The following is a 25738-nucleotide window of genomic DNA, read 5'->3' as shown; positions in this document are numbered from 1 at the left end:
GTCAACGTATGCTCGCGGCGAGTTGGAAGATGGGCAGGTACATCAGCACGACGATGCCGCCCACGACGGTGCCGATGGTGAGCATCAGCACCGGTTCGATCACGCGGGTCAGGCGCTCCAGTGCGCGTTCGACCACGGCGTCGTGCACGTCGGCGAGACGGTCGAGCGCGACATCGAGCGCGCCGGTCTGCTCGGCCACGCGCAGCACGCGCAGGCCGAGCGTGTCGACCAGGCCGGTCTCATGCAGTGCAGGGGCGAGTGATGCGCCGGCGGTGGCGGCGGCCAGGGCGCGGTCGAGCTTGGGTTGATCGAACGGCGACAACAGGCCGCGGCACATGCCCAGCGCCTTGAGCGCCGGCACGCCCGAGCGCACCAGCATCGCGCCGGTGCGCGCCAGCTGCGCCTGGCCGTAGGTGCGCACCAGCCCGCGCAGCCACGGCAGCTTGCCGGCCACCCGCATCATCAGCTGGCCGAGCTGGCCGGCGGCCATGGCGCGCCAGATCGTCCAGCCCAGCAGCGCCAGGCCACTGCCGAGCGTGAGCAGCAGCGGCAGTTGCATCTTCGACAGGCTGACGCCGACGTTGATCAGCACGCGCGAGAGCGGCGCCATCTCGGCCGATGCGCCTTCGAGCACCAGCGCAAAGCGCGGCACCACATACATCAGCAGAAACAGCACCACCAGCCCGGCCACACTCACCAGCAGGCCCGGATAGACGCAGGCCGACACCAGCCGGCTGCGCAACTGGCGCAGCCGTGCGGCGTTGGTGGCGAAGCGGGTCAGGCTGTCGCCCAGGTCGCCGGTGAGTTCGCTGGCGCGCACGCAGGCCAGCATGGCGGTGCTGAAGTGGCCGCTGTCGAGCAGCGCGGCCGACAGTGGCTCGCCACGCTTGAGCGACTCCAGCAGCCGCTGCATCGCCAGCGCGGCGCCGCCTTGCTGGCGCTCGCCCACGGTGCGCAGCGCCTCCAGCAGGCTCAGGCCCGAGCGCAGCATCAGCGCCAGATCGTGCGCGAACTGCTCTTCATCGAGCTTGGCGTTCTGCAGCGTCGCACCGCGCCCCAGCCGGCTCGCGTTGGCGAGCCAGTTCGAGCCGGCAGCGGCTGCGGTCGCAGGCTGCAGGCCGGGCGCGGCGCGGCGTGGGGTCTCAGGCATGGTGGGTCTTCTTCACCACGAGTTGACGTCCGCTGCTTCACCTTCGCCGCCAGGCTGACCGTCGCTGCCGAGGGTGAAGAGGTCGTACTCGCCGTGTTCGCCGGGCGAGCGGAACTGGTAGGGGCGGCCCCACGGGTCGGCGGGAATGTCGCGCTTGAGGTAGGGGCCTTGCCAGCGCGCCGCGTCGGGTGGCGCCAGGCGCAGGGCGGTGATGCCCTGCTCGGTGCTGGGGTAGCGGCCGACGTCGAGGCGGTATTGATCCAGCGCCTGGCCAAAGGCTTCAATCTGCGCGCGCGCGACTTTGGTGTTGGACTTGCCCAACTGCGCAAAGTACTGCGGCGCGACGATGCCGGCCAGCAAACCAATGATCACCATCACCACCAATAACTCCAGAAGGGTGAAACCAGATTGACGGGTATATCGACGGGAGGGATTCATAAATGAAGACACGGAAAATGACCTTGTACGTAAAAAAGGCTGAATTGGATGCCGAACGTGTAATTTGACCGAACCGCGCCCGGTCAATTCCGGCGTGCGTAGTCCCGCTGCCAGGCCAGCACCTTGGGCACGTAGCGCTGGGTTTCCTCGAAGTCGGGCACGCGCATGCCGGCGCGCAGCACGGCCTGCTCCCCCGCGTTGTAGGCGGCGAGCGCGAGCGTGGTGTCACCCGAAAACCGCTGCAGCAGGCCGCGCAGATGCGCCGCGCCACCGCGCAGGTTGTCTTCCAGCGACCAGACCTGGCGCACGCCGTGCTGGCGCGCGGTGCCGGGCATCAGTTGCATCAAGCCTTGCGCGCCCTTGTTCGACAGCGCGCGGGCGTCAAAACCGGATTCGGCTGCGGCCACTGCAGCCAGCAGGGCGGACGGCAGGGCGTGTTCGCGCCCGATGCGATCGAACATCGGCTTCAACGCCGCAGGCAGCGGAGGCGCGCTGCGCTGCGGGGTGTGGATCGTGCTGGAAGCCGCAGCCACTGGCCCGGCAGAGGCCGTGCCGGGTTGGCGGGTCTGGGCCGGGCGCAGCGGCGTGATCTCTTCAGGCGCTGCCACCAGCGTTTGCGATGCGGCAGGCGTGGCGAAGTTCGACAGCAGCACTGCGCCGTCGGCCTCGCCCACATAGATCTGGGCTTGCGCATTCTGGGTGCCCGCTCCGCCGGCCCACAGCGCCAGCATTGCAAGGGCTGGCCGGAGTCCGGACAGATAAGAAGAACGGCAGGGGCAGAAAAACGGCATGGGCGGGCGCAGCAATGGATGCAAAAAGTATTTCATATCCATGGCATGCCGCCGCCATTGCGGGCTGCATCCGAGGGGCTTATCCCCCGTGGATGCGTCAGAAAATACGTCAGAAGCCGTATTTGTTTTTGCCGCTGTGCCCGCGAATCTGCCAGATCGCGGCGCCCGCCAGCACCACGAACAGCGCCAGGCTCCACAACTCGAACGGCACGCCGAGCAGGTCTACGGCGGCATCGGCGCAGGAGGCTCGCACCTCGAAGACCTCGGGCCAGCGGGCGTCCAGTCCCAGACCGGACACGATCTGGTCGGCCAGCGTCAGGTTGCACGAGGGCGACTTGGACGCCACCAGGTTCTGGTACAGCGCCGTCGCCACGCCAGCCAGGCTCAGCAGCGTCACCAGCACCGCATTGCCCACCCGCGCCAGGCGGCCCAGCGGCGAGCGTGCCAGCACCGCCGGCCACGCCGCCGCCAGCCAGCACGCCACGCCGATCACGATGAAGATCAGCCGCTGCAGGATGCACCACGGGCAGGGCTGCATGCCCAGCTTGTGCTGGCCGTACAGCGCACCGGCGACGGCGCCCAGGCTGGCCGCGCCCATCAGCAGCCAGACCCAGCGGGCGCGCTGCGAGGTGCTGGCGGCGGACTTCATTCGACTTCCGCGATCAGCTCGATCTCGACGCAGGCGCCCAGCGGAATCTGCGCCACGCCGAAGGCGCTGCGGGCGTGCGCGCCACGCTCGGCACCGAAGATCTCGACCAGCAACTCCGACGCGCCGTTGGTGACCAGGTGCTGTTCGGTGTAGTCGCCGGTGCTGTTGACCAGGCTCATCAGCTTGACGATGCGGCGCACACGCTCCAGGTCGCCCACCGCCGCCTGCAGCGTGCCGAGCAGGTCGATGGCGATGGCGCGCGCAGCCTGCTGGCCGGTGGCGGTGTCGGTGTCGCGGCCCAGCTGGCCGACCCAGGGCTTGCCGTCGCGCTTGGCGATGTGGCCGGAGATGAACACCAGATTACCGCTGCGCACGAAGGGCAGGTAGGCCGCAGCCGGAATGGCCACGGGCGGCAGGCTGATGCCGAGTTGGTCGAGACGCGTTTGGATACTCATTTAGATCAATCTCCGTTGCCCGTGCTTGGGCGCGCGCATCCTACACTGCAGCCCTTCTTGCCCACTGGGTTGCCATGGCGCCTGTCCGTATCCTGATCGCAGTCACCCTTGGCTTGTTGGCAGGTACGGCTTGGCAATTGCAGCAGCCCGTGCTGGGCGAGGCTGCTGTGGCATGGATCGCGCTGGGCGCGTGGCTGGTGTGCGCCGGCGCCTGCTGGATCTGGCGCACGCGCTGGGCCCTTGCTGCCGGTCTGGTGGTTTGCGCCGCACTCGGCGCCACGCTCGGCTGGGAACTGACCCGCCTCCGTGCTGCGGCCACCCTGGCCGAGCAACTGCCCGCGGCGCTGGAGGGGGTCGATCTGGAATTGGTCGGCGTGGTCCGCTCCCTGCCCACCGAGCGCCGCGACGGCGTGCGGTTTCTGTTCGAGGTCGAGCAGGCCCGCCGAGACGGCCAGCCACTGCAAGTGGGCGCCGATCTGCCCCGGCACATCAGCCTGGGCTGGTATGCCAGCGACCGCTTTGAGGGCGACAGTGCCGCTCGCCCGCCCCACGTGCAGGCCGGCGACCGCTGGCGCCTGGCCGTGCGGCTGCGCCAGCCGCATGGGTTGATGAACCCGAACGGCTTCGACTACGAGTTCTGGCTGTTCGAGCAAGGCGTGCGTGCCACCGGCAGCGTGCGCGCGGCCGGCGCCAGCGCCAACTCCAGCGCCGCCATGCTGCTGGGCGACAGCGGCCTGCACCGCATCCAGCGCTGGCGCCAGGCCCTGCGCAGCGCCTTGCAGCAGCGCCTGGGCGACACGGCCGCCACCGGTGTGCTGGCGGGCCTGATCGTGGGCGACCAGGCGGCGATCGACCGCGCCGACTGGGATACCTTCCGCATCACGGGCACGGCGCATCTGCTGGCAGTCAGTGGCCTGCACATTGCGCTGCTGGCCTGGGTGGCCGCTGCGGCCGTGCAGGCGCTGTGGCGGCGCAGCCGGCGCGCCATGCACTGGCTGCCGGCGCAGGACGCTGCGCGCTGGGGCGGTTTGCTGGCGGCGGTGGCCTACGCGCTATTGGCTGGCTGGGGCGTGCCGGCGCAGCGCACGGTGCTGATGCTGGCGGTGCTGACCGCCTTGCGCGCCGCCGGCCTGCGCTGGCCCGGCCCGCTGATCCTGCTGTGCTGCGCCGCCGTGGTGGCGTTGGCCGATCCGTGGGCGCTGCTGCAGCCGGGCTACTGGCTGTCGTTCGTGGCGGTGGCGTTGCTGATGGTGTCGGAGCCGGTGGGCGCGGAGCCGTCACAACTCGACCCTGCTACGCCGCGCGGCCGCCTCACGTCAGCAGTGCAGGCGATGTGGCGCAGCCAGTGGGTTGCCAGCGTCGGACTGGCGCCGTGGACGCTGATCTTCTTCCAGCAGGTCTCGCTGATCGGCCTGCTGGCCAATGCCGTCGCCATTCCGGCGTTGACGCTGGTGATCACGCCGCTGGCGCTGCTGGGCGTGCTGCTGCCGCCGCTGTGGCCGCTGGCCGCGTGGCTGGTGGAGGCGCTGATGAGCGTGCTGGGCCAGCTCGCCACCGTGCCGCTGGCGAGCTGGAACGCACCCGCCGCGCCGCTGTGGGCGCAGGCGCTGGCCGTGGCGGGTGCCTTGTTGTTCGTGTTGCCCACGGCCTGGCGCCTGCGGCTGCTTGGTCCGCTGCTGATGCTGCCGCTGATCTGGCCCGCGGTGGTGCGGCCTGGGCTGGCGGAATTCGACCTGCTGGCTGCCGACATCGGCCAGGGCAACGCCGTGCTGGTGCGCACGGCCTCGCGCACGCTGCTCTACGACACCGGCCCGCAGTACTCGCGCGACAGCGACGCCGGCGAGCGCGTGCTGCTGCCGCTGCTGCGCGCCGGCGGCAGCGCCCCGCTCGATCTGCTGGTGCTGTCCCACCGCGACAGCGACCACACCGGCGGCGCGGCGGCCATCGTGCGCAGCGGTGGTGTGGTGCGCGTGGCCGGCTCGCTGGAAGACGGCCACCCCTGGCGTGCGCTGGCGCCGTACCAGGGCTGCGGCGATGGCTTGAGCTGGCGCTGGGACGGCGTCGATTTCGAGTTCCTGCACCCCGTGCCGACAGAGTTGGAGCGTCGCGCGCCCGACCTGCCCAAGTCCAACGCCGTGTCCTGCGTGCTGCGCGTGAGCAATGGCCGCCGCACGCTGCTGCTGACGGGTGACATCGAGCGCGATCAGGAACACGCGCTGGTCGGCCGCCATGGCGCGCATCTGGCCGCCGATGTGATGCTGGTGCCGCATCACGGCAGCCGCACATCGTCCAGCAGCGCCTTGCTGCGCGCGGTGCAGCCGCGCTGGGGTTTGGTGCAGTCGGGCTACCGCAATCGCTATGGACACCCGGCGCCGGACGTGGTGGCGCGCCTGAATCTGCACGATATTGGCGTGGTTCGCACCGATTTGTGTGGGGCCTGGCACTGGCGCAGTGCCGATGCCTCAAGTTGGTGCGTTCGTGATCGACAACGCCGTTACTGGCATCGTCCGCCCCTGACTTCCGGGTCGGGCCCTGAATTTGCTAAAGCTTCTCCATTCCTAGACCAAGCCGCCCCATGAGACCGATGTTCGACGAAATGCACTCCGCCGATGCCGCCGTGCGCGCGCACTATCAAGGTTACGACCGCTGGCTGCAGCAGCAGCCGCGCGAGTTGATGCGAGACCGACGCGAAGAGGCGGAGATGATCTTCCGCCGCGTCGGCATCACCTTCGCGGTCTACGGTGACAAGGACAGCGGCGAGGGCAACGAGCGCCTGATCCCGTTCGACCTGATCCCGCGCATCATTCCCGCGCATGAATGGCGCGAGATGGAAAAAGGCCTGCGCCAGCGCGTCACCGCGCTCAACCGCTTCATCCATGACGTCTATCACGGCCAGGAAATCGTCAAGGCCGGGCTGATTCCGGCCGACCAGATCATGCGCAACGCGCAGTTCCGGCCCGAGATGATCGGGGTCGATGTGCCGGGTGGCATCTATTCGCACATCAGCGGCATCGACATCGTGCGCGCGGCCGAGCCGGACGGCTCTGGCAAGTACTACGTGCTCGAAGACAACCTGCGCGTGCCTAGCGGCGTGAGCTACATGCTCGAAAACCGCAAGATGATGATGCGGCTGTTCCCCGACCTGTTCGCCAGCCACCCCATTGCGCCGGTGGCGCATTACCCCGACCTGCTGCTCGACACCCTGCGCAGCGTCTCGCCCGGCGGCGTCAACGAGCCGACCGTGGTCGTGCTCACGCCCGGCGCGCACAACTCGGCCTACTTCGAGCACGCCTTCCTGGCGCAGCAGATGGGCGTCGAGCTGGTCGAAGGCCAGGATCTGTTCGTCAAGGACGGCTACGTCTTCATGCGCACCACGCGCGGTCCCAAGCGCGTGGACGTGATCTACCGCCGGCTTGATGACGACTTCCTCGACCCGCTCGCCTTCCGGCCGGATTCGACGCTCGGCTGCAAGGGCCTGCTGTCGGCCTACCGCAACGGTAATGTGACGCTCGCCAACGCGATCGGCACCGGCGTGGCCGACGACAAGTCGATCTACGCCTACGTGCCCAAGATGATCGAGTTCTACCTTGGCGAGAAGCCCATCCTCAACAACGTGCCGACCTACCTGTGCCGCGAGGCCGAGGACCTCAAGTACGTGCTGGCCCACCTGGACGAGCTGGTGGTCAAGGAAGTGCACGGCGCCGGCGGCTACGGCATGCTGGTCGGCCCGGCGGCCACCAAGGCCGAGATCGCCGAGTTCCGCGAACACCTGCTGGCCAACCCCAGCAACTACATCGCCCAGCCGACGCTGAGCCTGTCGACCTGCCCGACCTTCGTCGAGTCCGGCATCGCGCCGCGCCACATCGACCTGCGGCCGTTCGTGCTTTCGGGCAAGAACGTACAGATGGTCGCCGGCGGACTGACGCGCGTGGCGCTCAAGGAAGGCTCGCTGGTCGTCAACTCGTCACAGGGCGGTGGTACCAAGGACACCTGGGTGCTGGAAGCCTGACGGCTCGCACCCCGCACACTGTGAGATGGAGGAAAACATCAATGCTCTCAAGAACCGCTGACCACCTGTTCTGGATGTCGCGCTACATGGAGCGGGCCGAAAACACCGCCCGCATGCTCGACGTCAACTATCAGACCTCGCTGCTGCCGCAGTCGGCTGCCGTGGCCGAACTCGGCTGGCGCGGCCTGCTCAACATCTCCGAGCTGAGCGCCGACTTCGCCACCCGCTACGGCGACATCAACGCCCGCGCGGTGATGGACTTCATGGTGCGCGACGAGCGCAACCCGTCGTCCATCATCAGCTGCCTGCGCGCCGCGCGGGAGAACGCCCGCGCCGTGCGCGGCACGCTCACCACCGAGGTCTGGGAAACCACCAACCAGACCTGGCTGGAGTTCAAGAACGTGCTGCGCGACAGCGCCTTCGAACGCGACCCGAGCACGCTGTTCGAGTGGGTCAAGTTCCGCTCGCACCTGTCACGCGGCGTGCAGGTCGGCACCATGCTGCAGGACGAGTCGCTGCACTTCGTCCGCATCGGCACCTTCCTGGAGCGCGCCGACAACACCGCGCGTCTGCTGGACGTCAAGTTCCATGCCGTCGAGAGCGATTTCTACGGCGCCGCCGACGCCCGCGATCAGGAGTACGACTTCTATCACTGGAGCGCCATCCTGCGCTCGGTCTCGGGCTTCGAGGTCTACCGCAAGGTCTACCGCAACGTCATCCAGCCCGAGAAGGTGGCCGAGCTGCTGATCCTGCGTCCTGACATGCCGCGCTCGCTGGCCGCCTGCACCCATGAGGTGGTCGCCAACTTGGGTCTGGTCGCCAACGAGCAATCGACTGAGACACTCCGCCGTGCCGGACGGCTCAAGGCCGATCTGGAATACGGCCGCATCGACGAGATCCTGGCCACCGGCCTGCATGCCTACCTGACCCATTTCCTCGACCGTGTCGGCGATCTGGGCGCGGGCATCAGCCGTGACTTCCTGGTGGCCACGCACTGAGTGCGCGCGCCTGACCACCTTCCACTTTCAAGCAAGGCCCACTCGTGTCCATTCACGTCGCGTTGACCCACGTTACCCATTACAAGTACGACCGACGTGTCGGCTTGTCGCCGCAGATCGTGCGGCTGCGTCCGGCGCCGCATTGCCGCACGCCGGTCCTGTCGTACGCGCTCAAGGTCGAGCCCGAAGGCCACTTCATCAACTGGCAGCAGGACCCGTTCTCCAACTACCAGGCCCGGCTGGTCTTTCCGGAGCCGACCACCGAGTTCAAGGTCACCGTCGACCTGGTGGCCGAAATGTCGGTCTTCAACCCGTTCGACTTCTTCCTGGAGCCGGGCGCGCAGAGCTTCCCCTTCACCTACGAAGACGAGCTGAAGCAGGAACTGGCGCCGTATCTGGTGGCCGAACCCGCCACGCCGAAATTCCAGGCCTTCATCGACAGCGTCGACCTCACCGAGGTCCGCACCATCGACTTCCTGGTGGCGCTGAACCAGCGCCTGCAGCACGAGGTCAGCTACACCATCCGCATGGAGCCGGGCGTGCAGACGCCCGAGGAAACGCTCACCAAGGCGTCGGGCTCCTGCCGTGACACCGGCTGGTTGCTGGTCGAGACGCTGCGGCACCTGGGCCTGGCGGCGCGCTTCGTCTCCGGCTACTTGATCCAGCTCAAGTCCGACGTGGTGGCGCTCGATGGCCCGAGCGGCACCGAGGTCGACTTCACCGACCTGCACGCCTGGTGCGAGGTCTACCTGCCCGGCGCCGGCTGGATCGGCCTCGACCCGACCTCCGGCCTGCTGGCTGGCGAGGGCCACATTCCGGTCGCCTGCACGCCGCAGCCGTCGAGTGCGGCGCCCATCAGCGGTGCGGTCGACGAGTGCGAGGTCGAATTCGGCCACCTGATGCAAGTCACGCGCATTTTTGAATCGCCGCGTGTCACCCAGCCTTACACCGAAGCGCAGTGGGCCGAGGTGCTGACGCTGGGCGAGGCGGTCGACGCCGAACTGGTGGCCGGCGACGTGCGCCTGACCATGGGCGGCGAGCCGACCTTCGTCTCGGTCGACGACCGCGACGGCGAAGAGTGGAACACCGACGCGCTCGGCCCCACCAAGCGCCTCTATGCACAAGACCTGGTGCAGCGCTTGCGCGAGCACTACGGCCAGGGCGGTTTCCTGCACTACGGCCAGGGCAAGTGGTACCCGGGCGAGCAGTTGCCGCGCTGGGCGCTGTCGATCTGCTGGCGTGCCGACGGCCAGCCGTGCTGGCAGGATCCGAGCCTGTTCGCCGACGAGCGCGATCCGCACCAGTACACCGCCGAAGATGCCAACCGCTTCATCAAGCACCTGAGCGCCAAGCTCGGCCTGACGGACGAATACATCCAGACCGGCTACGAGGACACCTGGTACTACCTGTGGCGCGAGCGCCGCCTGCCGGTCAACGTCGACCCGTTCGAGAGCAAGCTTGACGACGAGCTGGAGCGCCTGCGCCTGCGCCGCGTCTTCAATCAGGGCTTGGAGGCCGAGATCGGCTATGTGCTGCCGCTCAAGCGCGACCCGCAGGCCCTGCTCGGCGGCCCGCGCTGGATGACCGGCCCGTGGTTCTTCCGCGATGAGCGCATGTACCTGCACCCGGGCGATTCGCCGATGGGCTACCGCCTGCCGCTCGACTCGATCCCCTGGGTCAGCAAGGGCGACTACCCGTACCACATCGAACACGACCCGTTCGCTCCGCGTGATGCGCTGCCGCACGCGGCCACCCTGCGTTCGCAATACGCCGCGCGCGTGGCGGGCGGTGGCTTTGCCGAAGGCGGCATGGTGGCGGTCCAGGCCGGCGCCGGCGGCCCGAGCGAAGGTGCGTATGTCTTCGGCGAGCCCACTGCATCGGCCACCGCTGCAGCGTCTTCTGCGCCTGCATCGCAGGCCAGCCTGAGCGCCGAGCAACTGGCGCAGCACCCACGCCGCTTCGAGTCCGCGCACTGGATCACCCGCACGGCGCTGTGCGTCGAGGCCCGTGATCCGCGCCGCTCCAACGGCCCCAAGGCCGAAGCGGTCGGCACCGCCACCGGCGTGCTCTACGTCTTCATGCCGCCGCTGACGCTGCTGGAGGACTATCTGGAACTGCTGGCCGCGGTCGAGGCCACGGCTGCCGACCTGGGCGTGCAGATCGTGCTCGAAGGCTACCCGCCGCCGCGCGACCCGCGCCTGAAGCTGCTGCAGGTCACCCCCGACCCGGGCGTGATCGAAGTCAACATCCACCCGGCGCACAACTGGGGCGAGCTGGTCGAGCACACCGAGTTTCTCTACGACGCGGCGTGGCGCTCGCGCCTGTCGGCCGAGAAGTTCATGCTCGACGGCCGCCACACCGGCACCGGCGGCGGCAACCACATGGTGCTGGGCGGCGCCACGCCGGCCGACTCGCCCTTCCTGCGCCGTCCGGACGTGCTGGGCAGTCTGCTGAGCTACTGGCACAACCACCCCAGCTTGAGCTACCTGTTCAGCGGCATGTTCATCGGCCCGACCAGCCAGGCGCCGCGCGTCGACGAGGCGCGCAACGACCAGGTCTTCGAGTTGGAGATCGCGCTGGAGCAGATCGAGCGCAACCGCGCCGTCTACGGCGCCGACATGCCGCCGTGGCTGGTCGACCGCACGCTGCGCAACGTGCTGGTGGACGTGACCGGCAACACGCACCGCAGCGAGTTCTGCATCGACAAGCTCTACTCGCCCGACAGCAGCACCGGCCGCCTTGGCCTGCTGGAGTTGCGCGCCTTCGAGATGCCGCCGCACGCCCGCATGAGCATCGTGCAGCAGCTGCTGCTGCGCGCGCTGGTGGCGCGCTTCTGGAAGGAGCCGTACCGCGCGCCGCTGGTGCGCTGGGGCACCGAGCTGCACGACCGTTTCCTGCTGCCGACCTTCGTGCAGATGGATTTCAACGACGTGATCGAGGAGATGCAGCTCACCGGCTACGGCTTCGAGGCCGACTGGTTTGCGCCGCACTTCGAGTTCCGCTTCCCCAAGGTCGGCGAGGTCTCGGCGCGTGGCGTGCAGGTCACCCTGCGCACCGCGCTGGAACCCTGGCACGTGATGGGCGAGGAGGGCGGCGCCGGCACCACGGTGCGCTACGTCGACTCGTCGCTGGAGCGCATGGAGGTCAAGGTGACCGGGCTGGTCAACCCGCGCCACGTCGTCACGGTCAATGGCGAACCCGTGCCGCTGCAGCCCACCGGCCGCGTCGGCGAGTACGTGGCGGGGGTGCGTTACCGCGCCTGGCAGCCGGCGTCGGCCCTGCACCCGACCATCGGTGTGCATGCACCGCTCACCGTGGACCTGGTGGACAGCTGGATGCAGCGCTCGATGGGCGGCTGCCAGTACCACGTCACCCACCCGGGCGGCCGCAGCTACGAGACCTTCCCGGTCAACTCGTTCGAGGCCGAGAGCCGTCGACTGGCGCGTTTCTTCTCGATGGGCCACAGCATCGGCCGCATCGAAGTGAGCCAGCCGGAGCGCAGCCTGGAGTTCCCGTTCACGCTCGACCTGCGTCGCGCCTGAGTTTCTGACGTGATGAGGGTGGCTGCTGCGGCAACTCCGCATGGTCACCCCGCGGGCCGCAAGGCATGATGCAGCCATGCATGCGTTTCCGATCTCTGATGAAGACACTCCGCCTCAGGCGGCTGCAGCCGCCCCCGCGGACGCTGCGGCCCGCCTGGCCGCTCTGGCGGCGGCGCCGGGCAGCCCCGGCCACTACGACGAATTGCGCGGCCGGCTCAACCCGGCTGCATTGACCGACTCGGTAGCCGGTGCGGCAGAGACCGGTCCTGACGTGGCCACGTCACCTGATGCCGAGGCTGGCGCTGAAGCCGTCGCCCCCACGCTCGCCCCGCTCTGGCAGCGTTTCTTCACCGCCACGGGCCAGGACGGCTGGCACGATCTGGCGTCGCGGCGTGCGCGGGTGCAGCGCAAGGTGCTCGAAGACGGCGCCACCTACAACGTCCACTCGCCCGGCAGCGACACGGCGCGCACCTGGCCGCTGGAGCTGCTGCCGCTGCTGATCGGCCCGGACGAATGGGCGCGCATCGAACGCGGCGTGAACCAGCGTGCCCGCCTGCTCGACGCGGCGCTGAAAGACATCTACGGCGAGCAGCATCTGCTGCACGACGGCCTGCTGCCCGCCTCGCTGATCTACGGTCACCCGCAATACCTGCGGCCGATGCACGGCGTGCAGCCCCCCGGCGGCCACGGCCTGCACGTGGTGGCGCTGGACCTGGCGCGCGGCCCGGACGGCCACTGGTGGGTGGTGGGCCACCGCGCCCAGTCGCCCTCCGGCCTGGGCTACCTGCTGGAGAACCGGCTGACGATTGCGCAGCAGTTTCCCGAGGCCTTCCGTGAGTTGAAGGTGCAGCGCATCGCCTCGGCGCTGCGCGCGCTGGTCGATGGCCTGTCGCGCGCCAGCGGGGCCGGCGCGCTGGCCCGGCTGGCACTGCTGACGCCCGGGCCGCGCAATGAAACCTACTTCGAGCACGTCTTCCTGGCCCGCTACCTGGGCCTGACGCTGGTCGAAGGCTCCGACCTCACGGTGCGCGACGAGCGCGTCTACCTCAAGACCCTCAATGGCCTGGAGCGCGTGGACGTGCTGCTGCGCCGGGTCGATGACGAATGGCTCGACCCGCTGGAGTTGCGGCCCGACTCGGCCCTGGGCGTGCCCGGTCTGGTGCAGGCCGTGCGTGCCGGCGGCGTGCTGCTGGCCAACCTGCCCGGCGCGGGCGTGCTTGAGAGTCCCGGGCTGACCGCCTTCTGGCCGGCCGTGTCGCGCCGCCTGCTCAAGGAAAACCTGCTGCTGCCGGCCACCACCAGTTGGTGGTGCGGCGAGGCCACGGTCTGGGCGACCCACCGCGAATCGCTGGCGGACTTCGTCATCGTGCCGACCTTCCCGGCCGGCAGCGTGACGCAGACCTTCGAGCCGGTGATGGGCGCCGCGCTCACGCCCGCAGAGATCAAGGCCTGGCAGGCCCGCATCGACGCCAACCCGGCTGCGCACACGCTGATGGCGCCGGTGCGGCCTTCGGAGCTGCCGATCTGGTGCGAGCACCGCAGTGAAGGCCGGATCGAGCCCCGCCCGGTGGTGCTGCGTGTCTACGCGTTGCGCGACGCCGATGGCGACTGGTGCGTGCTGCCCGGCGGCTTGACCCGCGTGGCCGCACCGCAAAAGAAGCTGGGACCGGCCGTCAAGGACGCCGCCAAGCATCCGGCGAAGAAACACCCGGCGGCCAGCAGTCCGGTGGGCGGCACCGACGTCTACCTGTCCATGCAGCGCGGCAGCGCCAGCACCGACACCTGGGTGCTGACCCGGGGCGAGGTCGATGCCACCACCTTGCTGCCGCGGCCGCTGCAGGTCGAGGACCTGGCCAACAGCCGCCGCGTCATCACCAGCCGCGCGGCCGAGAACCTGTTCTGGCTGGGCCGCTACACCGAGCGGGCCGAAAACACCATCCGCCTGGCCCGCCTGACGCTTGAAGCCTTGCCCACCGCCAGCGCGCCGGTGCTCGAAGTGCTGCAGGGCCTGCTGTGGCGGCATGGGTTGATCGGTTCGCGCGTGCCGTCGCCGATGCTCGGTTCGGCCCAGGCCACGCGGGTGTTCGAGCGCACGCTGGTGCACTCGCTCGGCGACCTCGACCGCAGCACCAGCGTGGCCTACAACCTGCGCGCGCTGCGGCTGTGCGCCGAGGCGCTGCGCGAGCGGCTGTCGCCCGAGCACTGGTCGCTGCTCACCGATCTGGATGCGCAGTTCACCCGCCAGCTGCAGCACGTGCTGGCCGCCAGCGGCCATGAACCGCTGAGCGACGTGCTGGCGGTGCTCAACCGGGCGGCGATCCAGCTCTCGGCCATCACCGGCGCGCAGACCGACCGCATGACGCGCGATGACGGCTGGCGGCTGCTGAGCGTCGGCCGGCAGATCGAGCGGCTCGACACCCAGGCGCACGCGCTGGCGCAGGGCTTCGCGGCCGGGCTGGAGCGCATTGACGACGGCTTCGCGCTGCTGCTGGCGCTGTTCGACTCGACCATCACCTACCGCGCCCATTTCCAGGCCCGCCGCGAGGTGCCGCCGCTGCTGCACCTGCTGGTGCTCGACACCGACAACCCGCGCTCGCTCGCCTGGGTGGCGCGCACCATGCGCGAGCGGCTGCGCAAGCTCGCCCGGCTCGATCCGGTCTGGTCCGATGCGATCTGCGCTGCCATGCCTGCGCCGCAGGACTGGTCGCTGGCCGAGCTGTGCGCGGTCAACGCCGAAGGCGGCCACGCGGCGCTGGCCGCCCAGCTGCTGACCTGCAGCCAGGCGGCGCAGAGCCTGTCCAATGACATCAGTCGACACCTGTTCTCGCACGTCGGCGCCACCGACCGGACGGTGTGGCAATGACGACCCCGCCCTTGAAAACTGCTTCCCCCGCGCCCCCTGCGCCGAAGACGACCCGCACGCTGCGCGTCGACCACGAAACCCGCTACGACTACGGCGCCGAGGTCGAGCTGGCACACCACCTGGCGCACCTGCGCCCGCGCGATACGCCGTGGCAGCATGTGCGCGACTGGCAGCTGGAGATCACCCCGCCGCCCGCGCCCGACCTGGCCACCGGCCTGCACCAGAGCCGCGATTCCTGGGGCAACTGGCGCGCCAGCTTCAGCCACGCCACCGTGCATGAGCGCCTGCGGGTGCGCTCGGTGTTCGTCGCCGAGCTGCAGCCCCGTCCGGCCCTGCGGCCTGAGGCCAGCCCGGCCTGGGAAGAGGTGGCCGAGCGGTTGCGCTACGGCGCCGGCGTGGCCTGCGAGCCGGCGGTGGAGTTCGTGCTGCCATCGGTCTACGCGCCGCACGACGCCGCGCTGGCTGCCTTCGGCCGCGAGGCCTTCACGCCCGGCGTGCCGCTGCTGGCCGGCGCGCTGGCGCTGATGACGATGGTCTACACGCGCTTCGAGTACAAGCCTGCCGCCACCTCGGTGGCCACCCGTGCGCCCGAGGCGCTGGCGCAGCGCCGGGGCGTGTGCCAGGACTTTGCCCACGTCATGATCGGCGCGATGCGCTCGCTTGGGCTGGCGGCGCGCTACGTCAGCGGCTACCTGCTGACCCAGCCACCGCCGGGCCAGCCGCGCCTGGTCGGCTCGGACGCCACGCATGCGTGGGTGGATGTCTGGTGCCCGGTGCACGGCTGGCTGGCGCTGGACCCGACCAACGACGTGCCCGCCGGCCTGGACCATGTCACGGTGGCGTGGGGGCGTGATTACGCCGACGTGGCGCCGTTGCGTGGCGTGATTCGCGGTGGCGGACAGGCTGTGCCGCGCGTTGCAGTGACGGTGGAGCCGCTGGAGCCGTCCTGATCAGTGGCCTGATCCGTACCTGTCGTAAATAATTCAATCATGGCGTCGAAGCGTCGATAAGCAGGGGAGGGCTTTCAGCCCACTCCATTCGAAACCACGGACTCATGCTCGAATCATTCCAGCGTTTATGGCGCGGCAAAGCCGCACAAACACCCGACACGCGCCTGTTCGCGGTCTGGGCGCAGCGGCGTGGCGACACCGTCAAGCATGTGCGCGACGGCAGTGGCGTGGTGGCGCAATACGCCTTCAACGGCCGCGCGGCGCGCATGGAATGGGGGCCGTCGCAGCGCGACTACATGGGGCCGCGCGAGTTGCGCGTGCGCATCGAACTCGGCCTGCCTGCGGTGCTGGAGATGATGGTGATCTCGCGCTGGCTGGCCGAACAGCTGGAGAACCAGGCCTACCAGCGCCTGGTCGAGGGCCAGCAGACCCAGGTCGATGTCAATATGCCCGAGGAAGCCCGCTGGCTGGCGATGTTCGAGCGCGTGGCCATCGACCCGGCCTACGCGCCGCTGGTGGCGTCGTATGCGGTGCTCGGCTCGTCCCCGGGTTACACGCGGCGCTGGGTGGAGGGCGAACTGGCCACCCGCCTGGCGCGGGCCCTGAGCCACTGGCTGGCCGCAGACGCTCCGCTGGTGCTGATGGTGGCGCGCGGCCACCTGCTGCTGCGCACCGCTGCGCCGTCGATCGACGAAACCGTGCTCGAAGGCGTGCGCCTGCTGGCCGAAAGCGCGGCCGCCCGCGCCCTGCGCTCGGTCGCCAAGTCGAGCGATACGCCCGCGACCGAATTCGCGGGCTTGCCCCCGACGCAACTCGGCCCGCTGGAAGCCACGCCCGGCGCGGAAGGCGAGTCAGGCTTTCAACCCAGCGCGCTCGATTCCAGCCTGACGCCGATCCCCGACGCCGGCCCGCCGACCGACATCGAAGTCTGAGCCGGCCGGCTTCGGCTCGGCCCTTTGCCCTTCAGCCTTTCAACGCGTGCTGCCACGCCAGCACCGCCATCGGGCGGGCCGCTGCGGCTGCATCCCGTGCCTGGGCGCTCGACGCCGTGCCATCGACCACCCGCCGCGCGATGCCTTGCAGGATGGCGGCAATGCGGAACATGTTGTAGGCGAGGTAGAAGTTCCAGTCCGGCCGCAGGTCGGGCCACTGCAGGCTCAGGCCCTGAGGTAGCTTGACGCGCTGCAGGTAGCGCGCGATGTAGTCGGCCTCGGCCGGAATACCCAGCGCCGCCAGGTCGACCCCGCCGATGCCGCGAAACACGTCCGGCGCAATCCGCCACGCCATGGCGTGGTAGCTGAAATCCGCCATCGGGTGGCCCAGCGTCGACAGCTCCCAGTCCAGCACGGCCAGCACGCGCGGCTCGGTGGGGTGGAACATCAGGTTGTCGATCCGGTAGTCGCCGTGCACGATCGACACCAGCCGCTCGTCGCGCGCGCTGGCCGGAATGTGCGCGGGCAGCCATTCGATCAACCGCTCCATCTCGGGAATGGGTTCGAGCGCGTCGCAGCGCGAGGCCAGGTACTGCTTGCTCCAGCGGCCGATCTGGCGCTCGAAGTAATTGCCCGGCCGGCCGTAATCCGCCAGGCCCACTGCCTGCACGTCGACGCTGTGCAGCGCGGCCAGCACGCGGTTCATCTCGTCGTAGATCGCCGTGCGTTCGGGCGGCGTCATGCCCGGCAGCGTCGGGTCCCACAGCACCCGGCCGGCGACGTACTCCATCAGGTAGAAGGCGCGGCCGATGATGGCTTCATCGGTGCACAGCAGCGCCATGCGCGCCACCGGCACGCCGCTGCCTTGCAGCGCTTGCATGACGCGGAACTCGCGCTCGATCGCATGCGCCGACGGCAGCAGCTTGGCCACCGGACCGGGCTTGGTGCGCATCACCCAGGTCTGGCCGGGCGTGGTGAGCTTGTAGGTCGGGTTCGATTGACCGCCCTGGAAGGGCTCGATCTGCAACGGTCCGGAGTGACCAGGCAGGTGCTCGCTCAGGTAGCGATCGAGGGCATCCAGATCGAAGGGCGTGGCGTTCTGCGAGGTGCTGGAGTTCATGGCGAGGGTTCCTGGGTGTCGTCAGGTTTGTTCAGGCGTCGGCGATGGCTGCGAGCTTGTCGCGCGACAGCACCACCAGCCGGGTCGGCTCGACGCGCACGGCGCCGTCGCGCTCGAAACTTTTCAATTCCTGGTTGACGCGCTGGCGCGAAGCGCCCACCAGCTGTGCCAGGTCTTCCTGCGCCAGCTGCAGGCCGATGCGTACTTCCGTGCCGTTGTCGACGCCGTAGGCGCGCGCCAGCAGCAGCACCTGCTTGGCCAGCCGGGCGGCCAGCGACTTGGTGTTGAGGTCCTCGAAGCTCGCGAACATCAGCCGCAGCCGCCAGCAGTTCAGGCGCAGCAGCGCCTCGTACAGCTCGGTGTGGCGGCTCAACAGGTCCTGGAAGTCATGCTTGCGCACGATCAGCAGCGTGGTCGCGCCGTGGGTGGTGGCGTCGTGGGTGCGCGGCAGGCCGTCGAACAGCGCGGTGTCGCCGAACCAGGTGCCCGGCTCGATGTAGGTCAGCGTGTACTGCTTGCCGGCCAGCGAGGTCGAGCTGACCTGCACCGCACCGCTGGCCACGCCGACCCAGTCGGTCGGCGGCGTGCCGCGCGCGGCGATCTGGATGCCGTCCGGATAACGGCGGATCACCGAGCGGTGCAGGATGTCCTGCCGCAGCGCCGGGCTCAGCCGCGAAAACCAGCGCCCGCCATTGATCTGCTGGCGCTCGTCGGGGGTCAGCACCGGCGTTGTCATGCGCGGGCCACCCGCGTCTCGAACTCCGCCAGCAGGTGCTCCATGGTGCTTTGCCGCTCCGTGGTCTGCAGGCCCAGCGTGGGCGAGAGGTTGACGGCGCGCAGCACCGGCGCATCAAGCCGCCTCGCCTGCGGCAGGTCCAGCACGTTGATGCAGGCGGGCGTCTGCTCCAGCGCGCCGAAGAAAGCGCGCCCGCCGGCCAGCACGGATGACAGCAGCGCCCGGTTGACGCCGCCGTGCAGCACCACCAGCGCGCACTGCCAGTCGTCGCGCGCCAGCAGCGCGGTCCAGGCGGGCAGCACGCGGTCGAGCAGCTCGCCCAGGCTCTCGCCACCCAGAAAGCGTCGTGCTTCCAGTTCGTGCGCCGGGCCGGGTTGAAACACGGCCAGAAACGCCTCGCGAATCGCCTGCGCCGGCAGGTCGGCGATGCGGCCGGAGCGGATTTCCTGCAACTGCGGCTCGACCTCGATCGCTGCCGTGCAGCCGGCCGCCGCCAGCACGCGTTGCGCGGTTTCCAGCGTGCGCGGCAGGCCGCTGGTCAGCACCAGGTCGGGCACCACGCCGGCGGAGGCGAACAAGGCGCCCGCTGCATCGGCCTGGCTGCGGCCCAACGCGCTCAGCTCGACGGTGTCGGGCCGGGCGACGCGTCCATCGGGCAGGAAATACTCGACGCTGCCGTGTCGCATCAGGTAGAGGCGGCGTCGCGGGTGGGTCAGTGGTTTCATGCACGGGCGGGCGGTTCAGGCCGAAGAGTCTGCAAGTCGCGGCGAGATTTTGCCCGAATAAAAAGAACGATCGTTCTTTTTAAGCCGTCAGCGCAAACCCAGCCCCGCCTGCAACCGCCCCAACGCCGCCTCCAGCGTCGCGTCCTGCTTGGCAAAGCACAGCCGGGCGATCTGCTGGTTGCGGCGGTCGCTGTAGAAGGCCGACAGCGGAATGGCGGCCACGCCCACCGTCTGCGTCAGCCAGCGGCAGAAATCGGCCTCGGGCAGCGCGGCCACCTCGGGCGCCAGGCCGCTGTAGTCGACGCACTGGAAATACGTGCCCTCGCACGGCAGCAGGCGCAGCGGCGTGGCGGCCAGGCCGGCGCGGAAGCGGTCGCGCTTGCGCTGGTAGAAGTCGCCCAGCTCCAGATACGGCGTGGCGTCGGCCATGTAGGCGGCCAGTGCGTGCTGCATCGGCGTGTTGACGGTGAAGACGTTGAACTGGTGCACCTTGCGGAACTCGGCCATCAGCGCGGCCGGCGCGGCGGCAAAGCCGACCTTCCAGCCGGTGACGTGGTAGGTCTTGCCAAAGCTCGATATCAGCACGCTGCGCTCGGCCAGCGCCGGGTGGCGGGCGACGCTCTGGTGCGCGGCGCCGTCAAACACCATGTGCTCGTAGACCTCGTCGGCCAGCACGATCACGTCGGTGCCGTGCAGCAGCGCGGCCAGGCGCTGCATGTCGGCGTCGCTCCAGACCGTGCCGCTGGGGTTGTGGGGCGTGTTGACGATCACGGCGCGGGTGCGTGGCGTGATGGCAGCGGCCAGCGCGTCGAAGTCCGGCCGGAAGTGGCCCGGCGTCAACGCCACCCGCACCGGCGTGGCGCCGGCCAGCACGATGCCGGGCTCGTAGCTGTCGTAGCACGGCTCCAGCACGATGACCTCGTCGCCCGGGTGGACGAGGGCCAGCAGCGCGGTCAGGATGGCCTGAGTGGCGCCGGCGGTGACGGTGATTTCGGTGCCTGCGTCATACGCGTGGCCATAAAGCGTGGCGATCTTGGTGGCGATGGCCTCGCGCAGCGCCGGCACGCCGGTCATGGGCGGGTACTGGTTATGGCCGGCGTCGAGCGCATCCTTGACGGCCTGCATCAGGCGCGGGTCGCCGTCAAAGTCCGGAAATCCCTGGCCCAGGTTGACCGCGCCGCACTGCTGCGCCAGCGCCGACATCACAGTGAAGATGGTGGTGCCCACGGCGGGCAGGCGGCTGGCGGGGGCGATGTTCATGGGCGGGTCTGTCAGGGTAAAAGGGTCAGAGATCGTCGCCGGCGTGGTCTTCGGCCGTGCCGCCCAGCATGGCGCGGGTGACGAGGGCGCGTGGCAGGCGTTCGGACAGCAACTCGGCGAAGGTGAAGACGAAGTTGCGCAGGTAGGCGCCGCGCTTGAAGGCGATGCGCGCCACGTTGGAGCCGAACAACTGGCCCACCGGCCGCGCGACCAGTTCGCCGCCGGGCAGGAAGGCGGGGTCGTCGCGCACCGCCATCTCGGCGACGATGCCCACGCCCAGGCCGAGGCGCACGTAGGTCTTGAGCACGTCGGAATCGATGGCTTCGAGCACGTACTGCGGCTTGAGGTGGCGGGCCTCGAAGGCCGCGTCGATCTTGCCCCGGCCGGTGAACGACGGGTGATAGGAAATCAGCGGCTCGCGCGCCAGCAAATCGAGCGTGATCGGCTCGGCCGTGGCCAGCGGATGGTCGCGCGGCACCACCACCACGTGGCGCCATTCGTAGCAGGGCAGGGTGATGAGTTCTTCGTACTGCGTCAGGCGCTCGGTGGCCATGCCGACTTCGGCCGCATCGTCCAGCACCATCTGCGCCACCTGATCGGGCGTGCCCTGGTGCAGGCTGACCGACACCTTGGGGTAGCGCGCCCGCAGCGCGGCCACCGGCGCAGGCAGCACGTAGCGGGCCTGGGTGTGGGTGGCGGCAATCGACAGCGTGCCGGCTTCCTGCAGTGTGTATTCCTCGCCGATGCGCTTGAGGTTGGCCAGCTCGCGCATGATGATCTCGATCGACTTGAGCACCTGCTGGCCGGGCTCGGTGATGCGCTTGAGGCGCTTGCCGTGGCGGGCAAAGATGTCGACGCCCAGCTCTTCTTCCAGCTCGAGAATCGCCTTGGAGATGCCCGGCTGCGAGGTGTGCAGCGCGCGGGCGGTTTCGGTCAGGTTGAGGTTGCGGCGCGCGGCCTCCTGCACAAATCGGAATTGATGCAGGTTCATGCGGCCGGCTCGATCCCCGCCAAGGTCAGCGCGGCCGCCGCCAGGGCACGCGTCACCACGTCGGATTCGCCGATGGCGGGCGTGGCGTCGATGGCGACGCCGGGCAGCGCGGCGCGGGCTTCATCGAGCAGCACCGGCATGTCGCGGCGGATGTGGCCGCCCGAGCCCAGGAACAGCGGCACCACGGTGATGCGGGTGGCGCCGGCCTGGGCCAGCGCCTGCGCGGCCTCGACCATGCCGGGCTGCATCAGCTCCAGAAAGCCCAGCACCACCGGGCACTGCGGCGCGGCGGCACGCAGCTGCGCGGCAATCGATTCAAACGGGCGGGCCCAGGCGGGATCGCGGGCGCCGTGGGCAAAAAGCAGAAGACCGTGCATGACAAATCCAGTTCGGTGAGAGGGGTTCAGCGGTAGCGCACCAGCCAGCTGAACGCGGCCAGTGACAACGCCAGATAGACGAGGCTGGGCGCGCTGGCGGCGGCCCAGGGAATCCAGTTGTTGAGCAGACCCAGGTGGCTGCTGACGCTGTTGAGCAGCACGAAGCTGATGCCCAGCATGATGCCGCCGAAGACCTTGAGGCTGATGCCGCCGCTGCGGCCGTGCAGGTAGGCAAACGGCAGCGCCAGGCCCATCATCACCAGGCAGGCCAGCGGGTAGAGCGCCTTCTTCCAGAACTGGATCTCGTAGCGCTGCGCGGCCTGGGCGTGGTCGCTCAGGTGTGTCATGTAGGTGTAGAGCGCAGCGGTCGACATGGTGCTGAGCGGCAGCACGGCGGCGGCGACCACGTCGCGCGTCAGTGTCGAGGGCCAGGCGAGCGTGGCCAGCTTCTGGTCGGCGCCCAGCTTGGGGCCCGCCTCGGTGGTCCACTGCGAGATGCTCACGTCCTGCAGCAGCCAGACGCCGTCGGTGCCGATGGTGGCGCTGGCGGCGGTGGTGCGGGTGCGCAGATCGCCCTTGGGGCCGAACTCGAAGATGCGGATCTGCTCGACCTGGTCGTGCGAGCGCGCCACGCCGAAGTTGACGCTGTAGCGGTGCACGCCGTCGGGCCGCTGGGCGCTGTCGCGCAGCCAGCCGGCACCGCTGCCCAGCGACAACGCCCCGGCACTGCGCGAGTGCAGCAGCGTCGCCTGCGTGTCGCACCACGGCGCGATGAAGTCGCCCACCACGAAGGTCAGGATTGCAAAGCCCAGCCCCAGCTGGGCCAGCAGACCGAGTGCCAGCCCCGGCCCCAGGCCGGCAGTGCGCAGAATGGTGAACTCCGACGACTGCGCCAGCCGCGCCAGCGCATAGATGCCGCCGATCAGCACCGCAATCGGTGCCAGTTCATAGACGTGGCCGGGCAACTGCAGCACGCAGACCCACAGCGCCTGGCTGATGCCGTAGCCGGGGCGGCCCAGGCTCTCCAGCTCGCCGATCATGTCGATGAAGAAAAACAGTCCCAGAAAGGCGCACATCACCAGCAAGGTGGCGCCCAGGATTTCGCGGTAGAGCAGTCGACGGACGGTACGCATGGCTTCAGGTTCTCCCGGCACGCCAGGGCCAGCAGAAACGGGCCGAGCCCGAATCGCGCCACCAGATCAGGCCCACGGCCAGCAGCAGCGCCGTGCCGTGCACCGCCAGCAGGCCCGCGCCCAGCCCGATGCGACCACGCCCGACCCAGGCCTGGCTGAGGTTGACCATGTTGAGGTAGACCATGAAGCTCAGCAGCGCCAGCACCAGCGTGCTGCCCGCGCCCTGGCGCGGCCCGCCGCTGCACAGGCCGATGCCCAGCAGCGGCAGGTTGACGGCGGCCAGGATCAGCCCGGCGCGCCAGGCGAGTTCGGCGTCGACGCGGGCGTCGCGTGAGGTGAGCAGGTCGAGCGTGCTGCGCGTCTTGGGCGGCGCCTCCTGAAGATGGGTCATGACCTGTTCGCTGATGCGCACCACATAGCTGTCGAAGCGCGACAGCGTGCGCGTGCCGGCCAGCAGGTCGAGGTCGGTGCGGGCGCCGTTCTCCAGCACCAGGTCGCGGCTGCCGTCGGCGCGCAACTCGATGCGGCCGGCCTGCGCGGTGGTGACCGATTCGCGGCCCTCGCGCTGGTCAAGAATGAAGACGTTGCGCCCGGTGCGCTCCTGCGGTGCCTGCTTGTCGATGAAGAACACGCGCTGGCCGTTGGCCGAGGTCTGGAACTGGCCGGGCGCCACGCGCGACAGGTCCGAGCGCTGCTCGTAGCGGTCGCGCAGCTCGACGCTGTTGCGGCTGCTCCAGGGCCAGATCACCAGCACCAGTGCGGCCACCGCCAGCAGCACCGGTGCGGCAAACCGCAGCACCGGCGCCACGAAGCGCTGCAGCGACAGGCCGCTGGCAAACCACACCGCCATCTCGCTGTCGCGGTACATGCGCAGCAGCACCGACACCACGGCCACGAACAGCGACAGGCACAGCACGGTCGGCAGATAGCCCAGCATGGTGTAGCCCAGCAGCAGCGCCACATCCTGGGGCGAGACCCGCCCACCGGCGGCCAGCCCCAGCGTGCGGATCAGCAGCATGGTCAACACGATGGTCAGGATCACCACCAGGGTGCCGCCGAAGCTGCGTGACAAGTCCTTGCGCAATACGGAATCGAATAACATCAATGCGTCTCAAAACAGCAGGGAATTATGGACGCTCGCACCCTGGTTTCAGCCCCTCAGGACTTGGCCGAACAAGCCGCTGACGTGCTCGTGTTGATCTTGCCGACCGAGGCCGACACCTGGCAGCTCGCGCCGGCCGTGGCCGCGCTGGTCAATGACGCGGTGCAGGCGGGCGATCTGGAACTCAAGCCAGCCCGAACGCTCTATGTCCATCGTCCCACCGGCCTGAAAGCCGACCGCCTGGTGGTTGGCCTGTGCGGCGGCAACGCCGAAGCCTTCGACGCCCGCGCCTGGCAGGCTGCCGTCGCCGCTTGTGTCGGTCCCGCCAAGGCCGGTGGCGCCCGTCACGCCGTACTGGCCTGGGGTGGCCCGGGCGAGCTGACCGACAGCATGGCCGAGATTGCGGTGCGCTCGTTCTCGCAGGCGCTCTACACCTATCGCCACACCAAGCCGAGTGCCGCCGCGCCCGCTGCATTGAATAAGCTGCAACTGGCCTGCAGCAAGGCCGCGCAGGCGACCGTGAAGGCAGGCATCGAGCGCGGTACGGCGCTGGCCGCCGGCATTGAGCTGGCGCGTGAAGTCGCCAACCGCCCGGGCAACCACTGCACGCCGACCCTGCTGGCCGGGCAGGCCGTCGAACTGGCGCGCGAGCATGAGCACCTCAAGGTCGAAGTGCTCGATCGCAAGGCGCTCGAAAAACTCGGCATGGGCAGCTTCCTGGCCGTGGCGCAAGGCTCGGACGAGCCACCGCAGTTCATCGTGCTGCGCTATGACGGCGCGCCGCGCAAGCAGGCGCCGGTGGTGCTGGTGGGCAAGGGCATCACCTTCGACACCGGCGGCATCTCCATCAAGCCCGCGGCCGAGATGGACGAGATGAAGTACGACATGGGTGGCGCCGCCAGCGTGCTGGGCACCTTCCGCGCCGTGGCGCAACTCAAGCCCAAGGTCAATCTGATCGGCCTGATTCCCACCTGCGAGAACATGCCCAGCGGTCGCGCCATCAAGCCGGGCGACGTCATCACCAGCCTGTCGGGCCAGACCATCGAGGTGCTCAACACCGACGCCGAAGGCCGCCTGATCCTGTGTGATGCACTCACCTACGCCGAGCGCTTCAAGCCCGCCGCCGTGATCGACATCGCCACGCTCACCGGCGCCTGCGTCGTGGCGCTCGGCCACCATCGCAGTGGCCTGTTCAGCAGTGATGACGCGCTGGCCGCCGGCCTGTTGCAAGCGGGCGAAACCGGCCTCGACCCGGCCTGGCGCATGCCGATGGACGACGAGTACGACGACGCGCTCAAGAGCAACTTCGCCGACATGGCCAACGTCGGCCCGCGTGCTGGCGGCGCCATCACGGCGGCGATGTTCCTCAAGCGCTACACCGCCGCCTACCGCTGGGCTCACCTCGACATCGCCGGCACCGCCTGGAAGAGCGGCGCGGCCAAGGGCGCCACGGGTCGCCCCGTGCCGCTGCTGACGCATTTCGTGCTGGCTTACGCCGGTCGATGAGGCGCCCGGTT

Annotated in this window: 21 protein-coding genes; 8 read left to right on the top strand and 13 right to left on the bottom strand. The window is 69.3% G+C overall.

The genetic code is table 11. The features are described 5' to 3' along the window. Position 1: 1 nt before the first annotated feature. The 5 genes from AC5IG3_RS07405 to AC5IG3_RS07385 form a co-directional block, all read right to left on the bottom strand. Entirely contained in the window at positions 2-1150 is a 1149-nt protein-coding gene (locus AC5IG3_RS07405) for a type II secretion system F family protein (protein ID WP_491905635.1), read from the bottom strand. Between the two features lie 12 nt (positions 1151-1162). Continuing rightward, positions 1163-1588, bottom strand: a complete 426-nt coding sequence (gene gspG / locus AC5IG3_RS07400; protein ID WP_491905634.1) for a type II secretion system major pseudopilin GspG — start codon at positions 1586-1588, stop codon at positions 1163-1165. Positions 1589-1671: 83 nt separating this feature from the next. After that, complete coding sequence (locus AC5IG3_RS07395; RefSeq protein ID WP_491905633.1) at positions 1672-2319, bottom strand: lytic transglycosylase domain-containing protein; 648 nt, start codon at positions 2317-2319, stop codon at positions 1672-1674. A 169-nt stretch (positions 2320-2488) separates the two neighbouring features. After that, positions 2489-3028, bottom strand: a complete 540-nt coding sequence (locus AC5IG3_RS07390; RefSeq protein WP_491905632.1) for a disulfide bond formation protein B — start codon at positions 3026-3028, stop codon at positions 2489-2491. Continuing rightward, positions 3025-3483 carry a RidA family protein gene (locus tag AC5IG3_RS07385; protein ID WP_491905631.1) on the bottom strand — a complete coding sequence of 153 codons (459 nt, stop codon included), beginning with the start codon at positions 3481-3483 and terminating at the stop codon, positions 3025-3027. The genes AC5IG3_RS07390 and AC5IG3_RS07385 overlap by 4 nt, the downstream gene beginning before the upstream one ends. A 137-nt stretch (positions 3484-3620) precedes the next feature. On the opposite strand from AC5IG3_RS07385, the gene AC5IG3_RS07380 reads away from it, so the two are divergent. From AC5IG3_RS07380 to AC5IG3_RS07350, 7 genes are all read left to right on the top strand, one after another. Further along, positions 3621-6062, top strand: coding sequence for a DNA internalization-related competence protein ComEC/Rec2 (locus AC5IG3_RS07380; RefSeq protein ID WP_491905630.1), 2442 nt, complete (start codon positions 3621-3623; stop codon positions 6060-6062). After that, on the top strand, positions 6059-7492 hold the full coding sequence (locus AC5IG3_RS07375; RefSeq protein WP_491905629.1) for a circularly permuted type 2 ATP-grasp protein: 1434 nt from the start codon (positions 6059-6061) through the stop codon (positions 7490-7492). The genes AC5IG3_RS07380 and AC5IG3_RS07375 overlap by 4 nt, the downstream gene beginning before the upstream one ends. Before the next feature lie 41 nt (positions 7493-7533). Continuing rightward, positions 7534-8490, top strand: coding sequence for an alpha-E domain-containing protein (locus AC5IG3_RS07370; RefSeq protein WP_491905628.1), 957 nt, complete (start codon positions 7534-7536; stop codon positions 8488-8490). A 44-nt stretch (positions 8491-8534) separates the two neighbouring features. Continuing rightward, complete coding sequence (locus tag AC5IG3_RS07365; protein ID WP_491905627.1) at positions 8535-12032, top strand: transglutaminase family protein; 3498 nt, start codon at positions 8535-8537, stop codon at positions 12030-12032. 76 nt (positions 12033-12108) lie between these two features. Beyond that, a complete protein-coding gene (locus AC5IG3_RS07360) occupies positions 12109-14895 on the top strand; it encodes a circularly permuted type 2 ATP-grasp protein (protein ID WP_491905626.1) in 2787 nt (928 codons plus the stop codon). 11 nt (positions 14896-14906) lie between these two features. Beyond that, the gene (locus AC5IG3_RS07355) at positions 14907-15845 is read left to right on the top strand and encodes a transglutaminase family protein (RefSeq protein WP_491905625.1); all 939 of its coding nucleotides are present in this window, start codon (positions 14907-14909) and stop codon (positions 15843-15845) included. Positions 15846-15949: 104 nt separating this feature from the next. Beyond that, positions 15950-16777, top strand: a complete 828-nt coding sequence (locus AC5IG3_RS07350) for a hypothetical protein (protein WP_491905624.1) — start codon at positions 15950-15952, stop codon at positions 16775-16777. A 31-nt stretch (positions 16778-16808) separates the two neighbouring features. Here the strand turns inward: AC5IG3_RS07350 and AC5IG3_RS07345 are convergent, their stop codons facing one another. The 8 genes from AC5IG3_RS07345 to lptF form a co-directional block, all read right to left on the bottom strand. Beyond that, positions 16809-17897, bottom strand: a complete 1089-nt coding sequence (locus AC5IG3_RS07345; RefSeq protein WP_491905623.1) for a phosphotransferase — start codon at positions 17895-17897, stop codon at positions 16809-16811. 31 nt (positions 17898-17928) lie between these two features. Next, positions 17929-18633, bottom strand: a complete 705-nt coding sequence (locus tag AC5IG3_RS07340; protein ID WP_491905622.1) for a Crp/Fnr family transcriptional regulator — start codon at positions 18631-18633, stop codon at positions 17929-17931. Further along, on the bottom strand, positions 18630-19358 hold the full coding sequence (locus AC5IG3_RS07335; protein ID WP_491905621.1) for a histidine phosphatase family protein: 729 nt from the start codon (positions 19356-19358) through the stop codon (positions 18630-18632). Before AC5IG3_RS07335 ends, AC5IG3_RS07340 begins: the two co-directional genes overlap by 4 nt. An 87-nt stretch (positions 19359-19445) precedes the next feature. Then, positions 19446-20618 carry a pyridoxal phosphate-dependent aminotransferase gene (locus AC5IG3_RS07330; RefSeq protein ID WP_491905620.1) on the bottom strand — a complete coding sequence of 391 codons (1173 nt, stop codon included), beginning with the start codon at positions 20616-20618 and terminating at the stop codon, positions 19446-19448. A gap of 25 nt (positions 20619-20643) precedes the next feature. Next, positions 20644-21609, bottom strand: a complete 966-nt coding sequence (locus AC5IG3_RS07325; protein WP_491905619.1) for a CysB family HTH-type transcriptional regulator — start codon at positions 21607-21609, stop codon at positions 20644-20646. After that, a complete protein-coding gene (locus AC5IG3_RS07320) occupies positions 21606-21986 on the bottom strand; it encodes a sirohydrochlorin chelatase (protein ID WP_491905618.1) in 381 nt (126 codons plus the stop codon). The genes AC5IG3_RS07325 and AC5IG3_RS07320 overlap by 4 nt, the downstream gene beginning before the upstream one ends. A gap of 26 nt (positions 21987-22012) precedes the next feature. Beyond that, entirely contained in the window at positions 22013-23119 is a 1107-nt protein-coding gene (gene lptG, locus AC5IG3_RS07315) for an LPS export ABC transporter permease LptG (protein WP_491905617.1), read from the bottom strand. A gap of 4 nt (positions 23120-23123) precedes the next feature. Further along, positions 23124-24221, bottom strand: coding sequence for an LPS export ABC transporter permease LptF (lptF, locus tag AC5IG3_RS07310; protein WP_491905616.1), 1098 nt, complete (start codon positions 24219-24221; stop codon positions 23124-23126). Positions 24222-24248: 27 nt separating this feature from the next. On the opposite strand from lptF, the gene AC5IG3_RS07305 reads away from it, so the two are divergent. Further along, a complete protein-coding gene (locus AC5IG3_RS07305; RefSeq protein WP_491905615.1) occupies positions 24249-25727 on the top strand; it encodes a leucyl aminopeptidase in 1479 nt (492 codons plus the stop codon). Positions 25728-25738 lie beyond the last annotated feature (11 nt).

The organism is Leptothrix sp. (in: b-proteobacteria) (assembly GCF_965250675.1).
Classification (GTDB): domain Bacteria; phylum Pseudomonadota; class Gammaproteobacteria; order Burkholderiales; family Burkholderiaceae_C; genus Sphaerotilus.
The sequence above is the reverse complement of the archived record's forward strand: the minus strand, read 5'-3'. Positions and strand labels throughout refer to the sequence as shown.

Bases quoted from the DNA above. Each gene is read 5' to 3' on its own strand.
- AC5IG3_RS07340 (WP_491905622.1), bottom strand. From the start codon at position 18,633: ATGACAACGCCGGTGCTGACCCCCGACGAGCGCCAGCAGATCAATGGC.
- lptF (WP_491905616.1), bottom strand. From the start codon at position 24,221: ATGTTATTCGATTCCGTATTGCGCAAGGACTTGTCACGCAGCTTCGGC.
- AC5IG3_RS07370 (WP_491905628.1), top strand. From the start codon at position 7,534: ATGCTCTCAAGAACCGCTGACCACCTGTTCTGGATGTCGCGCTACATG.
- AC5IG3_RS07375 (WP_491905629.1), top strand. From the start codon at position 6,059: ATGAGACCGATGTTCGACGAAATGCACTCCGCCGATGCCGCCGTGCGC.
- lptG (WP_491905617.1), bottom strand. From the start codon at position 23,119: ATGCGTACCGTCCGTCGACTGCTCTACCGCGAAATCCTGGGCGCCACC.
- gspG (WP_491905634.1), bottom strand. From the start codon at position 1,588: ATGAATCCCTCCCGTCGATATACCCGTCAATCTGGTTTCACCCTTCTG.
- AC5IG3_RS07390 (WP_491905632.1), bottom strand. From the start codon at position 3,028: ATGAAGTCCGCCGCCAGCACCTCGCAGCGCGCCCGCTGGGTCTGGCTG.
- AC5IG3_RS07345 (WP_491905623.1), bottom strand. From the start codon at position 17,897: ATGAACTCCAGCACCTCGCAGAACGCCACGCCCTTCGATCTGGATGCC.
- AC5IG3_RS07320 (WP_491905618.1), bottom strand. From the start codon at position 21,986: ATGCACGGTCTTCTGCTTTTTGCCCACGGCGCCCGCGATCCCGCCTGG.
- AC5IG3_RS07305 (WP_491905615.1), top strand. From the start codon at position 24,249: ATGGACGCTCGCACCCTGGTTTCAGCCCCTCAGGACTTGGCCGAACAA.
- AC5IG3_RS07325 (WP_491905619.1), bottom strand. From the start codon at position 21,609: ATGAACCTGCATCAATTCCGATTTGTGCAGGAGGCCGCGCGCCGCAAC.
- AC5IG3_RS07405 (WP_491905635.1), bottom strand. From the start codon at position 1,150: ATGCCTGAGACCCCACGCCGCGCCGCGCCCGGCCTGCAGCCTGCGACC.
- AC5IG3_RS07360 (WP_491905626.1), top strand. From the start codon at position 12,109: ATGCATGCGTTTCCGATCTCTGATGAAGACACTCCGCCTCAGGCGGCT.
- AC5IG3_RS07335 (WP_491905621.1), bottom strand. From the start codon at position 19,358: ATGAAACCACTGACCCACCCGCGACGCCGCCTCTACCTGATGCGACAC.
- AC5IG3_RS07330 (WP_491905620.1), bottom strand. From the start codon at position 20,618: ATGAACATCGCCCCCGCCAGCCGCCTGCCCGCCGTGGGCACCACCATC.
- AC5IG3_RS07350 (WP_491905624.1), top strand. From the start codon at position 15,950: ATGCTCGAATCATTCCAGCGTTTATGGCGCGGCAAAGCCGCACAAACA.
- AC5IG3_RS07395 (WP_491905633.1), bottom strand. From the start codon at position 2,319: ATGCTGGCGCTGTGGGCCGGCGGAGCGGGCACCCAGAATGCGCAAGCC.
- AC5IG3_RS07385 (WP_491905631.1), bottom strand. From the start codon at position 3,483: ATGAGTATCCAAACGCGTCTCGACCAACTCGGCATCAGCCTGCCGCCC.